This window comes from Devosia beringensis, assembly GCF_014926585.1.
Taxonomy (GTDB): domain Bacteria; phylum Pseudomonadota; class Alphaproteobacteria; order Rhizobiales; family Devosiaceae; genus Devosia; species Devosia beringensis.
The window spans coordinates 522,178-535,262 of record NZ_CP045422.1 but is presented as its reverse complement, the minus strand read 5'-3'; the positions used below and the strand labels follow the sequence as shown (position 1 = coordinate 535,262).

At 65.9% G+C, this 13,085-nt stretch carries 11 protein-coding genes; 5 read left to right on the top strand and 6 right to left on the bottom strand.

Features of this window, described 5'->3' with window-relative positions; all coding sequences use genetic code 11:
- The first annotated feature begins 2 nt into the window (after positions 1-2).
- From rhaM to GDR53_RS02620, 5 genes are all read left to right on the top strand, one after another.
- Complete coding sequence (rhaM, locus tag GDR53_RS02640) at positions 3-296, top strand: L-rhamnose mutarotase (protein WP_193337934.1); 294 nt, start codon at positions 3-5, stop codon at positions 294-296.
- A gap of 289 nt (positions 297-585) precedes the next feature.
- Positions 586-1,497: a glycine betaine ABC transporter substrate-binding protein OsmF gene (osmF, locus tag GDR53_RS02635; protein ID WP_193336563.1), complete on the top strand. Its 912-nt coding sequence runs from the start codon at positions 586-588 to the stop codon at positions 1,495-1,497.
- Positions 1,498-1,559: 62 nt separating this feature from the next.
- Entirely contained in the window at positions 1,560-2,753 is a 1,194-nt protein-coding gene (locus tag GDR53_RS02630) for an ABC transporter permease (protein WP_193336562.1), read from the top strand.
- Positions 2,750-3,685, top strand: a complete 936-nt coding sequence (locus GDR53_RS02625; protein WP_193336561.1) for an ABC transporter ATP-binding protein — start codon at positions 2,750-2,752, stop codon at positions 3,683-3,685. Before GDR53_RS02630 ends, GDR53_RS02625 begins: the two co-directional genes overlap by 4 nt.
- Positions 3,682-4,434 carry an ABC transporter permease gene (locus GDR53_RS02620; protein WP_193336560.1) on the top strand — a complete coding sequence of 251 codons (753 nt, stop codon included), beginning with the start codon at positions 3,682-3,684 and terminating at the stop codon, positions 4,432-4,434. Before GDR53_RS02625 ends, GDR53_RS02620 begins: the two co-directional genes overlap by 4 nt.
- Here the strand turns inward: GDR53_RS02620 and cysG are convergent.
- The 6 genes from cysG to GDR53_RS02590 all read right to left on the bottom strand — a co-directional run bounded on the left by cysG (position 4,431) and on the right by GDR53_RS02590 (position 13,085).
- Positions 4,431-5,867, bottom strand: coding sequence for a siroheme synthase CysG (gene cysG / locus GDR53_RS02615; RefSeq protein ID WP_193336559.1), 1,437 nt, complete (start codon positions 5,865-5,867; stop codon positions 4,431-4,433). The genes GDR53_RS02620 and cysG overlap by 4 nt on opposite strands.
- Positions 5,839-8,478, bottom strand: a complete 2,640-nt coding sequence (locus tag GDR53_RS02610) for a nitrate reductase (protein WP_193336558.1) — start codon at positions 8,476-8,478, stop codon at positions 5,839-5,841. Before GDR53_RS02610 ends, cysG begins: the two co-directional genes overlap by 29 nt.
- A 5-nt stretch (positions 8,479-8,483) precedes the next feature.
- Positions 8,484-9,275, bottom strand: a complete 792-nt coding sequence (locus GDR53_RS02605) for an ABC transporter ATP-binding protein (protein WP_193336557.1) — start codon at positions 9,273-9,275, stop codon at positions 8,484-8,486.
- Between the two features lie 11 nt (positions 9,276-9,286).
- A complete protein-coding gene (gene ntrB / locus GDR53_RS02600) occupies positions 9,287-10,180 on the bottom strand; it encodes a nitrate ABC transporter permease (RefSeq protein ID WP_193336556.1) in 894 nt (297 codons plus the stop codon).
- A 66-nt stretch (positions 10,181-10,246) separates the two neighbouring features.
- Positions 10,247-11,536: a CmpA/NrtA family ABC transporter substrate-binding protein gene (locus tag GDR53_RS02595; RefSeq protein ID WP_408639779.1), complete on the bottom strand. Its 1,290-nt coding sequence runs from the start codon at positions 11,534-11,536 to the stop codon at positions 10,247-10,249.
- 337 nt (positions 11,537-11,873) lie between these two features.
- Positions 11,874-13,085 carry a CmpA/NrtA family ABC transporter substrate-binding protein gene (locus GDR53_RS02590; RefSeq protein WP_193336554.1) on the bottom strand — a complete coding sequence of 404 codons (1,212 nt, stop codon included), beginning with the start codon at positions 13,083-13,085 and terminating at the stop codon, positions 11,874-11,876.

The window sequence follows — 13,085 nt, the reverse complement described above, 5'->3', positions numbered from 1 at the left end:
AGATGCAGCTCAATCCGGGCATGGCGGACGAGTATCGCAGGCGCCATGACGCGATCTTTCCTGAACTCGTCGACCTGCTGCATGAAGCCGGGGTGAAGGACTATTCCATCCACCTCGACGAGGCGACCAATATCCTCTTCGGCGTGCTCTGGCGCCGCAAGGACCACACCATGGCGGACCTGCCCGCCACGGCGGTAATGCAGCGCTGGTGGGCGCATATGGCCGATGTCATGGCGACCAATGACAAGAGCGAGCCGATCGCGACCGATCTCACGCCCATGTTCTGGATGAAATAGGCCGGTCTACCGGCTGATCCAGTCGTTCCCGCTTTCCGTAACAAACCTTGAACCCGACCGCTGGTGCGGGCATGCTGACATGGGCTGTCAGCAGCTGCCGCTACATGCACACGGCTGCGGGAACCTTTGCTGCAGCTGGACACTTTTGCTGGACCAGCATTCGCTTGCGTCCAGCGCATTTGAATAGACCCGTCTCGCGGGCCTTTTGCTGATTGCGACCTATCCTGTCCCCGCTCGGACAGATCAAATTTGCTGGCCCCGGCCAGTCATGGACAAATCGGAGAAACCAATGCGCCTCACAACCACGCTATTGAGCGCCGTCGCCGCGCTCGCTTTGTCCGTCACCGGCGCCAGCGCGCAGGTGGTGGTGTCGTCCAAGATCGATACCGAAGGCGGTGTGCTGGGCAACATCATCAAGCAGGTGCTCGAGGCCAATGATATCGCCGTCGAGGACCGCATCCAGCTTGGCGGTACGCCGATCGTGCGCCAGGCCATCACTGCCGGCGAAATCGACATCTATCCCGAATATACCGGCAATGCCGCCTTCTTCTTTGAAAAGGCCGATGACCCGCTGTGGAACGACGCGGCCCTGGCCTATGCCGAGGCCGCCAAGCTCGACTTCGAGGCCAACAATATCGTCTGGCTGACGCCGTCGCCCGCCAACAATACCTGGGCCGTGGCCGTGCGCGATGACGTGGCCGAAGCCAACAACCTGAATACGTTCAGCGAGTTCGGCGCCTGGGTCGCCGGTGGCGGCGAGGTCAAGCTTGCTGCATCAGCCGAGTTCGTCAATTCGCCCGGCGCCCTGCCCAAGTTCCAGGAAGTCTATGGCTTCACCCTGACGCCCGACCAGCTGATCACCCTGTCGGGTGGTGACACGGCCGCAACCATTGCCGCTGCCGCCCAGCAGACCAATGGCGTCAACGCTGCCATGGTCTATGGCACCGATGGCGGCATTGCCCCGTCCGGCCTCAAGGTGCTTGAGGACGACAAGGGCGTGCAGCCGGTCTATCAGCCGACCCCGATCATCCGCAGCGATGTGCTGGTTCAGTACCCGCAGATCGAAGAGCTGCTCAAGCCCGTCTTTGAAGGCCTGACGCTCGAAGTGCTGCAGGAACTCAATGGCCGCGTCCAGGTGGGCGGCGAAGCCTCTGACACCGTGGCGACCGACTACCTGACCCAGGGCGGTTTTCTGGACTAGGGCGATCGCCTCTCCCCGTTGGGGAGGGGCTCGCCTGACCGCTGAGCGACACCGGAGGCTGCATGTCCATTGCTGAACTTGCCCCGGTGTCGTCGCGTCCCGCCTGGCTCGCCCTCGACAAGCTCGGGGTGCTGATTGCCTTGATTGCGGCAGCTGGCGCCGCGCTGCCCTTTGCCCTGTTCCGCGCCAATCGAATCGTGCCGGGCGATACCGTGGCCCTGGCCCTGGCGCTGCCGGGCAGTCTCGCCATGGCTTTGGCCCTTAGCCTGCTGGCAGGCTTTGCCGTGGCGCTGCTGCGCTTTCCGGCACTGACCAAGCTGCTGGTCGGCTTTGTAGTTCTGGGTGTGTTGTTCGTGCTGATGGGGCAATCGGCCGCCTTTCTCACGCCGCCCGATGACACTTTTGCCCGCGTCTCGCCCGGCGCCGGCTTTTGGCTGCTGGCCTTTGCTTTCGCCCTATTGGTGACCGATGCGCTAACAAGGCTGCGGCTGGCGCCGCTGTGGCGCCTCGCTATTCTCGCAGCTGTGCTGGCGGCGATGGCGCTGCTGCTCTGGAGTGGCGGCTGGAACCAGCTCTCCCTGCTCAAGGAATATGCCAACCGCGCGCCCGCCTTCTGGGCTGAGGCGCGGGCGCATCTGGTGCTGGCCTTTGGTTCGGTGGCCATTGCCACGTTGGTCGGCGTGCCGCTGGGCCTGCTCTGCTACAAGGTCAGACCGCTGCGGGCCGGCGTGCTCAACGTGCTCAATATCGTCCAGACCATTCCCTCCATCGCCTTGTTTGGCCTGCTGATCGCGCCCCTGGCCTGGATCGCCGCCAATGTGCCGGGCGCTTCGGCGATCGGTATTTCCGGCATCGGCACGGCGCCGGCTCTGGTCGCTTTGTTCGCCTATTCGTTGCTGCCCATCGTTTCCAATACGGTGGTGGGGCTCAACAATGTCTCGCCTGCTGCCATTGATGCTGCCCGCGGCATGGGCATGACGGTGTGGCAGCGGCTGATCGCCGTGGAACTGCCGCTGGGCTTTCCGGTCATCCTCACCGGCATCCGCATCGTGCTGGTGCAGAATATCGGGCTGACCACCATTGCCGCCCTGATCGGTGGCGGCGGCTTTGGCGTCTTTGTGTTTCAGGGCATTGGCCAGACGGCCATGGACCTGGTCCTGCTGGGCGCGGTGCCCACAGTGGTCCTGGCCTTTGTCGCCGCCGTGGTGCTGGACGCCATGGGCGAGATGACGAGTCGCGAAGGAAAGCGTCCATGATCGAGATCGACGACATCACCAAGACCTATAATGGCCAGGCCGTGGTGGACCGGGTGACCCTGACCATCCAGCCCCATACTATCTGCGTCGTGGTCGGCACCTCCGGCTCGGGCAAGACCACGTTGATGCGCATGATCAACAAGCTGGTCGAGCCAACATCGGGTTCGGTGCGCATCGATGGCGAGGATATTGCCGGCATGCCGGCCTATGAGCTGCGCCGCCGCATGGGCTATGTCATCCAGGGCCATGGCCTGTTTCCCCATCGCAGCGTCGGGCAGAACATCGCCACCGTGCCCAAGCTGCTCGGCTGGACCAAGGCCAAGACGCGCGACCGCGTCGACGAGCTGATGACGCTGTTCCAGCTCGACCCGGCCGAGTTCCGCGACCGGCTGCCCCATGAGCTCAGCGGCGGCCAGCAGCAGCGCGTCGGCGTGGCGCGGGCGCTGGCGGCCAAGCCCAATATCCTGCTGATGGACGAGCCCTATGGCGCGCTCGACCCGGTGATCCGCGCCAAGGCGCAGGAGGACCTGCTCAATATCCAGCGCCAGTTCGGCACCACTATCGTGCTGGTGACCCATGACATGGAGGAGGCCATCCACCTTGGCCATACCATTGCCGTGATGGACCAGGGCAAGCTGCTGCAATCGGCCAGCCCGGCCGAGATCATCGGCAGACCGGCCACGCCCTTTGTCGCCGAGCTGATCGGCACCAGCGAGCGGCCGTTCCGCCTGCTGTCGCTGTTCAAGGTGGCCGAGCATATCGAGCCGGGGGAGGCCGAAGGCAAGCCCATCGAGGCCAGTGCCTCGCTGCGCGATGCCTATGCCGAACTGCTGTGGTCGGGTCGCCCCGACCTCCCCGTACAGCGCGATGGCCAGATTGTCGGGCGCGTGACGCTCGACGCACTGGCGCGCCTGGCGGCCCGCCCGCAATGAAGGTCGGCAATCTCATCCGCCTCGCCGCGCTGCTGGTGCTCGTGCTGTTCCTGGCGCAGCCGGCGCTGTTTGCCGGCTTTTTCGGGCTGTTCACCACCAATGGCCAGCCCGCCATCTATAACCAGGGCAGCCTGTTCGACATCACGCTCAACCATCTGGGCATTGTCGCCGCCGCGACGGCCGCCGCGACCATCATTGCCGTGAGCCTGGCCATCTTCGTCACCCGGCCCTATGGCGCCGAATTCCTGCCGCTGTCGCGCAGCCTTGCCAATATCGGCCAGACCTTTCCCCCGGTGGCGGTACTGGCTTTGGCCGTGCCCATGCTGGGTTTCGGCACGGCGCCGACGCTGGTGGCTTTGTTTCTCTATGGCCTGCTGCCCATCTTCGAGAATACGCTGACCGGGCTGACCAATCTGCCGGCCAGCGTCGTCGATGCGGCACGCGGCATGGGCATGACCGGCTGGCAGCGCCTCATCAAGGTGGAACTGCCGCTGGCGCTACCGGTGATCCTGGCTGGGATCAGGCTCTCGGTAGTGATTTCGCTGGCTACAGCGACGATCGGCTCCACCGTTGCCGCCCGGACGCTGGGCGAAGTCATCATTGCCGGCCTGCTGTCGGGCAATACCGCCTTCGTGCTGCAGGGCGGGCTGATCGTCGGCGTGCTGGCCGTGCTGATCTATGATGGACTGTCCGCGCTGGAGCGCTTCCTCATGGCGCGCACCGGGCAGGGGCGTCGGGCCACGGCCTAGGCGCTGACGGCCACGGCCTGGACGGCCAAGTGCCGTTCAGCCAGCGCATTGCCCACGGCAAAGATGGTCGGGGCCGAGAGCGGGAAGGCGGTGACGGCCGCGACGGCCTCGCCGACCGTGCCGCGCCAGACCTGCTCGTCGGCCCGGCCGACATTGCCGGCAATCACGGCAGGCGTGCAGGGCGCCATGCCCTGGGCTGTCAGCTGATCGACGATCTGGGGCAGGGTGCGCCGGCTCATATAGTAGACGCTGGTGGTGGCCGGGTCGGACAAAGCCTGCCAGTTGAGTGTGTCGGGCAGCACCCCTTGGCGCGAATGGCCGGTGACGAAGCGCACGGACTGGGCGTGGTCGCGATGGGTCAGCGACAGACCGAGCCGGCTGGCCAAAGCCAGAGCGGCGGTGACGCCGGGGACCACGGTGACGGCAATGCCATGCCGCTCGAGCATCTCGATCTCCTCGCCGGCGCGGCCGAAGATCATCGGATCGCCGGACTTGAGCCGCACCACATGCTTGCCCTGCCGGGCGAGGCTGAGCATCATGGCGTTGATGTCCTCCTGCTTGCAGCTGTCGCGCGCGGCGCGCTTGCCCACCAGCATCCGCCTGGCCTCGCGACGGGCCATTTCGAGCACCTCGGACGAGACGAGGTCATCAAAGAGGATCACATCGGCCGATTGCAGGGCGCGGACGGCCTTGATGGTGAGCAGGTCCGCATCGCCCGGACCGGCGCCGACCAGGGTGACGCGGCCGGTCGGCGGCGCTTCACAGATGGCGTCGATGTCGAAATCGTCGGCGCAGGGCGCGGTGTCGCCAAAGGCGCGTTCGACCAGGCGCTCCCAGAAGGCACGGCGCTGCGGCCCGGCGGCGAGCTTTTCCATCACGTCGCCGCGCAGGCGCTGCGCCAGCTGGGCCCAGGCGGTGAGCGTGGTGGGCAGCAGCGTTTCGATGCGGCGTCGCACCGCCTGGCCGAGAATGGGGGCGGCGCCGGCGGTGGAAATGCCGATGACCAGCGGCGAGCGGTTGACGATGGCACCGAACTGGAACTGACAGAATGCCGGCCGGTCGATGACGTTATAGGGCACGCCCTGACGCTGCGCCGCCTCGACAAAGGCTTCGGCCTCGGCATCGTCCTCGATATCGGCCACCGCCATGGCGGCGCCGGAAAGGTCCGACGGCGCCCAGTGGCAATCGACGAGGCTGATCGTGCCGGCCACGGCGCCGCTCTCGGCCAGAGCGATCAGCGCATCGCACCAGTCCTCCACGGGTGCCAGCACCTGGACATGCGCGCCGGCCGCAGCGAGCAGCTCGATCTTCCAGGTCGCGGGCTCGGAGCCGCCAATGGCGATAACGCGCTTGTCGACGAGATCGAAGAAGACCGGCAGCACGGCAAGCGGAGCAATGCGGGGTCTATTCGGCGGCGGCGAGACGATGTGCATCGATGATCCCCCTGATTTCGGCGCGGCAGGAGCCGCAATTGGTGCCGGCTCTGGTGCAGGCGCCGACGGCTTCGACACTGACGCAGCCCTGACCGGTGACGGCACTGGCAATGGTATTGGCGCCCACCGAAAAGCAGGCACAGACAATGGCGCCGCGATCGGGCATGTCGGCGCCGGGGCGACCGGCCAGCACGGCGCCGGCGCGCAGGACCTCGGTCGCGAGCAGGTCAACGGCCCATTGTCGCGAGACCAGGACGGGATCGGGCGCGGTATAGAGCGCCAGGATCAGGCGACCGTCCTGCAGCACGGCAAAGTTGCGGCGACCGGAGCGTTCATCGCGCATGGTCTCGATCTCAGCATTTTCCGGCAGGGCAAAGGCGTGGCGTAGCCAGGCGGTCCAGTCGGCGGGCTCGTCGCGCCAGGCCAGCTCGCCGCGTATCCCGCCAGGGGCTTCAGCAATCGCCCAATAGACTGTGTCGAGCACGGGGCGGGTGGTGGCGACGAAGAAGCCGTAGAGGTGGGTCTGCAGGGGTTCGGCATGAACTTCCGCCATCTTGAGCGCCGGCTGGCCCGAGAGGGGATCGACCTTGGCGGAGACCAGCGCATCGATCCGGCCATGGGAGGCAAACTGGTCGGTCCAGTGCATCGGCACGAAGAGATGGCCGCGCCGCTGCCGGTCGGTGACCAGAGCCCGCACCACCGCGCTGCCGTGCCGGTTGGAGAGGCGGACCAGGGTGGCGCGGTGGATATTGAGGCGGGCGGCGTCGGCGGGATGGATCTCGACAAAGGGCTCGGCATAATGGGCGGAGAGACGCGCGGCTTTGCCGGTGCGGGTCATGGTGTGCCAGTGATCGCGCACGCGGCCGGTATTGAGGATGAAGCGGCCCGGCGCCGGCGCAAAGGGCGGCGGCGGCTGCACCGGAACGAAACGCGCTCTGCCATCGGGGGTAAAAAACTGGCCAGTGCCGAAGAGGCGCGCGGTGGGTTTCTGGCGCACCGGCCATTGCGTCGCCTTGAGGCTGGCATAGTCGGCGCCGAGCAGGCCGGTGAGGTCGAGGTCGCGGCTGCCGTTGTTTTCGTAGGCGGTGAGGGCGGCGTGCTCGGCAAAGATCTCGCCCGGCCCGGCATAGGGGAAGGCCTCGGCAAAGCCCATGCGGCGGGCCACTTCGCTGACGATCCACCAGTCGGGTCGCGCCTGGCCGGGCAAGGCCAAAAAGGGCCGCTGGCGCGAGATGCGACGCTCGGAATTGGTGACGGTGCCATCCTTTTCGCCCCAGCCGGCCGCGGGCAGGCGGACATGGGCGGTGACGCCGGTATCGGTGCGGGCGGTGATGTCGGAGACCACGACGAAGGGGCAGGCGGCCAGGGCCGCGCGCACCAGATCGGCCTCGGGCATGGAATCGACCGGGTTGGTCGCCATGATCCAGATCGCCTTGATCTCGCCGCGCCCCATGGCGGCGAAGAGATCGACGGCCTTGAGGCCCGGCTGGGTGGCCACGCTGGTACTGCCCCAGAAGCGGGAGACGCGGTCGATGGCGTCGGGCGTGAAATCCATATGCGCGGCCAGCGTATTGGCCAGGCCGCCGACCTCGCGCCCGCCCATGGCATTGGGCTGGCCGGTGACCGAGAAGGGCCCCATGCCGGGCCGGCCGATGCGGCCGGTGAGCAGGTGGCAGTTGATGATGGCATTGACCTTGTCACTGCCGGAAGCGGACTGGTTGACGCCCTGCGAATAGACGGTGACGGTTTTTTCGGTGGCGCCGAACCAGCTATAGAACTGGGCAATGGCGGCTTCGGCCAAGCCGGTCGCTTCGGCGACGCGGGCAATGCTCCAGTCGGCGGCGACCAGCAGGGCTGCATCGACGCCATTGGTATGGTCGGTGACGAAGTCCGGCGCGACAAGACCCCGGTCGGCAAGGTAAGCCAGCAGCCCGACAAACAGCGCGCTGTCGCCGTCGGACTGCAGGGGTAGGTGCAGGTCGGCAAGGTCGGCGCTGACAGTGCGGCGCGGGTCGATCAGCACGACCCGCATGTCCGGGCGTTCAGCCCGGGCCTTGACGATGCGCTGGTAGAGCACCGGATGGCACCAGCCCAGATTGGAGCCGACCAGCACGATGAGGTCGGCCAGCTCGAGATCCTCGTAATTGCCCGGCACGGTGTCGGACCCGAAGGCGCGCTTGTGCCCGGCCACCGAGGAGGCCATGCAGAGCCGCGAATTGGTGTCGATATTGCCCGAGCCGATAAAGCCCTTCATCAGCTTGTTGGCGACGTAATAGTCCTCGGTCAGCAACTGGCCCGAGCCGTAGAAGGCCACCGAGTTCGGGCCGAAATCGCGGATCGTCTGCGTGAAGGTATTGGCGACGCGGTCGAGCGCCATGTCCCAAGTGACTCTGGCACCATCGCTTTCCGGATAGAGCAGGCGGTCTTCGAGCGAGAGGGTCTCGCCCAGGGCCGAGCCCTTGGAGCAGAGCCGGCCGAAATTGGCCGGATGCTCGGGATCGCCGGCAATGGCGACGCTGCCATCGGGTTTTGGCGTCGCCAGCACGCCGCAGCCGACCCCGCAATAGGGGCAGGTGGTGCGCACGGTCGGGCTGGCGACGGGGATCGTCATGGCGGTTACGCCGCCTCGACGAAGCGATGCCGCTCATAGAGGAATTTGAGCACGGATTCGCGGCACTTGAGATAGGTGCGGTCGGTAGCCAGCTCGATGCGATGGCGCGGCCGCTCCAGCGGCACGTCGAGCACTTCGCCGATCCGGGCAGAAGGGCCGTTGGTCATCATGACGATGCGGTCGCTGAGCAGCACCGCCTCGTCGACATCATGGGTGATCATGATCATGGTCGAGCCCAGCCGCTTCTGGATGTCCATGACGGCATCCTGCAGATGCGCGCGGGTGAGGGCATCCAGCGCCCCGAAGGGCTCGTCGAGCAGCAGGATCTTGGGCTGCATGGAGAGGGCGCGGGCAATGCCGACGCGCTGCTTCATGCCGCCGGAAATTTCGGTGGGGCGCTTGTCCCTGGCATGGCTCATCTGCACCAGGTCGAGATTCTGCATGATCCAGTCATGCCGCTCGGCGCCGCTCTTGCTGCGCCCAAACACCTTGGTGACGGCCAGGTTGACGTTTTCATAGACGGTGAGCCAGGGCAGCAGCGAATGGTTCTGGAAGACCACGGCGCGGTCGGGACCAGGCCCGTTGACCTCGTGGCCCTCGAGCTGGATGCCGCCCGAGGAGACTTCGGTCAGGCCGGCAATCAGGTTGAGCAGGGTGGACTTGCCGCAGCCGGAATGGCCGATGATGGAGATCACCTCGCCCTTGGCGATATCCAGCGAGATATCCTTGAGAACCTCCGAGCGCTGGCCGCCGCGGTCGAAGTGCTTGTCGACATTTTCAATGCGAAGATAGGACATGGGAGCGCTCCTTAGCCGGCACTGGTGCCGCGGGTGACAAAGCTGCCGACGGCGGCGACGAGACGATCGAGGATGAAGCCCACGACCCCGATATAGGCCAGGGCCACGATGATGTCGGAGAGGCGCGAGCTGTTCCACGCATCCCAGATGAAGAAACCGATGCCGACGCCGCCGGTGAGCATTTCGGCGGCGACGATGGCCAGCCAGGAGAGGCCCACCCCGATGCGCAGGCCGGTAAAGATATAGGGGGCGGCGGCCGGGATCATGATCTTGAAGAAGAACTCGACCTGGTTGAGCTGCAGGATGCGGGCGACGTTGCGGTAGTCCTGCGGGATATTGCGCACGCCCACCGCGGTATTGATGACCACCGGCCAGACCGAGGTGATGAAGATGACAAAGATCGCCGAGGGTCCTGAATCCATGAAGGCGGCCAGCGACAGCGGCAGCCAGGCCAGAGGCGGCACGGTGCGCAGGATCTGGAAGATCGGGTCGAGCCCGCGCATGGCCCAGATCGACTGGCCGATCACCGCGCCGACGGCAACGCCCACCACGGCGGCAATGCCAAAGCCGATGGCGACCCGCTGCAGCGAGGTCAGCACCCGCAGGCCCAGCCCGATATCGCCCTGGCCATAGTCAAAGAAGGGGCTGACGATCAGCTCGGCTGAATCAGCCCAGACCTGGCTGGGCGCCGGCAGGTTGGCGCCGGGGCTGGCGCAGAGGATCTGCCAGACGACGAGGATAAGCGTCAGCACGACCAAAGGCGGCACCACATTGGCGGCCACGCTCGCCAGGGTCTTGGACCAGGAACTGGGCCGCGAGGCCGGCTTGGGCAGGGTGAAGACTTCTGCCTTGGTGATGGTTTGCGGTTTGGCCGGGGCCGGCAGGGACTGGATGGTGGCACTCATGAGCGGTCCTTTCGGGGACGGGTCCGGGAAAGGGCGCGGGGGAGGGCCCCGCACCAGCGTGGCAGATCAGGCCAGCGCCTTGATGGCGAGGCTGTCGAGATAGGCCGACGGGTCGGTCGGATCGAAGACCTTGCCGTCAAAGAAGGTCTCGGGGCCGCGCGACGTGGTGTCCGGAATGTCGGCGGCGGCAATGCCCAGCGTGGCGGCGGCCGAACGCCAGATATCCTCGCGGTTGACCGCATCGACGGCCGCGACGATGTCGGTCGTGGCGGGCAGATAGCCCCAGCGCACATTCTCGGTGAGGAACCAGGCGTCATGGCTCTTGAAGGGATAGGAGGCGTGATCCTTCCAGAATTTCATCTCCAGCCCGGTCGCGGTCTCCATGCGGCCATTGCCATAGTTGATATCGCCCTTGAGGCGCCCGGCAACATCGACGGGCGGCACGTTGAACCAGCTGCGCTTGCCCAGAATCTGGGCCATTTCATCCTTGTTTTCCGTGGCATCGCACCATTGCTGGGCTTCCATCACGGCCATCAGGATGGCCTGGGTGGCGATCGGGTTGGCCTCGATGAAATCGTTGCGCAGGCCGAGTGCTTTTTCGGGATGGTGCTTCCAGAGCTCGCCCGTGGTGGTGGCGGTAAAGCCGATGCCCTGGTTGACGAGTTGCTCGTTCCAGGGTTCCCCCACGCAGAAGGCGTCCATGGTGCCCACCTTCATATTGGCCACCATCTGCGGTGGCGGCACGGTGATGACCGAGACATCGGCATTGGGATCGATGCCGCCGGCAGCCAGCCAGTAGCGGATCCACAGATCATGCGTGCCGCCGGGAAAGGTCATGGCGATATTGACCTCCTGGCCGGCGGCCTTGCGCTCGGCAAACACCGCCTTGAGCGGCGAGCTGTCGAGGCCGACGCCGACATCCTTGTATTCCTGAGCCACGGAAATGCCCTGGCTGTCATAGTTGAGGCGGGCAATGATCGACATCGGCACGGGCACGCCATTGGTCACGGTGCCCAGGCTCATCAGATAGGGCATGGGGGTGAGGATATGGGCGCCATCAATGCCATTGGCGGCGCCGCCCAGCATCAGATTGTCGCGCGTGGCGCCCCAGGACGCCTGCTTCTGCACCTCGACGCCGGGCACGCCATGCTTTTCGTAGAAGCCCTTTTCGAGGGCGACGATCAGCGGCGCGGCGTCGGTCAGGGCGATGAATCCCAGCTTGGCGCCCGATACTTCGGGGCCGGCGCCCTGGGCAAAGGCCCCCGAGGGGAAGAGGGCTTTGGCCGCGGCCAGCGTGGCGGCGGTGGCCGTCGCACCCTTGAGGAAACCGCGCCGTGTGGTCCTGGTCTGCGTCATCGAGTTCTCCATTTCACCCATCGGAAAAACAAAAAAGCTGCCAACTGGATGACGCCGGGTCGAGGGGACCACGGACGAAACCGGTTGGCAGCTTTGCCTGGAGACGCCCAGCTCTGGACGTCGATCTAAGGAGCCGTCTTGGGAGGAGCGCCTTGTAACGAGAACATTGCACGAAGCGTGCCAAGTCAGTGCGGCGCTACTTAATCGTTTACAGTCAGTATCTTGGCCGCAACGGCCGACTCTCCTGAAGAACCGTAGCAGCGACACGGTGGCTCAAAACAGCGCCGCACTGCACAATTTGTGTTCAGATGGCGGTGCAGCCTAAATAATGGCAGGTCTACTTCGGCGCCTGGCGGGCGATGTAGTCATCGAGGGCGGCTGGATCGAAGACCTGCCCGTCAAAGAAACGGTCAGGGCCCATGGCTAGCGGCCCGTTCGTGCCGGCGATCTCATAGGCTTGGGCATGGGTGCCGTCGGTCTTGTCGTCGCCGAGCGGCACATTGACCCCCAGCGGCGCGAGGGCGGCGCGGTAGAGATCGGGGCGGAAACTGGCCTCGGCGATGGCGGCGTTTGCCGGGCTGGCCGAAACCTGACCCCAGCGGACCATCTGCGCATAATACCAGAGCGCATGGCTCTTCCAGGGGAAATTGGCGGCGCTGGCATGGGGGATGAAGTGGTCCGGCACCTGCACCAGGGCGCCATTGCCGACATCGAACTGCCCGCTCAGCGCCCGCCCGACAATGTCGGGGCTGGCATCGAGATAGGCGGGGGCGGCCATGATCCGCGCCGTCTCGGCATGGTTGGCCGGGTCGGCGCACCATTGTCCGGCGCGGTAGATGGCGCGGATGACGGCCGCGACGGTGTCGGGATGCTCGGCGGCCCAGGTCGTCCGCATGCCGATCACCTTGTCCGGGCTCGACTGCCAGATCGACGCCTTGGTGGTCAGCATATGGGCACCCTTGCTGGCGACGCTGATGCTGTTCCACGGCTCGCCGACGCAATAGCCATCCAGCCCGCCGCTTTCGAGCGCATCGGGCAGCAAAGGCGGGGGTAGCACGACGATTTCGATGTCCCGGTCCGGGCGAATGCCGCTGGCGGCCAGCCAGTAGCGCAGCTCGTAATTATGCGAGGAGGTCTGGTGCACCACGCCAAAGCGCAGCTTGCGCGGCGATGCGGCGACCACCTTGGCCAGGGCCGTCCCGGCCGGGCCGGCGGCCAGATCGCCCGGCGCGCCCTGATCGGCCAGTTGGCGCCACAGCGCCGCGCTGACGGTGATGGCATTGTTGCCCAGGCCGAGCACCACGGGCGCAATCATCGGGGTCGCCAGTGGCGTTAGCCCTAGGCTCGCCGCCAGCGGCATGGGCGCCAGCATCTGGGCAATGTCGAAATGGCCCAGCTCGGCGCGGTCGCGGATATTGGCCCAGCTGGTTTCACGCACCAGGTGCAGGTCGAGCCCTTCGGCTTCGGCAAAGCCCTTTTCGCGCGCCAGCACCAGCAGCACGCTATCGAGCAGGGGCAGGAAACCGGCGGTGAGGTGGGTGGTGGACAT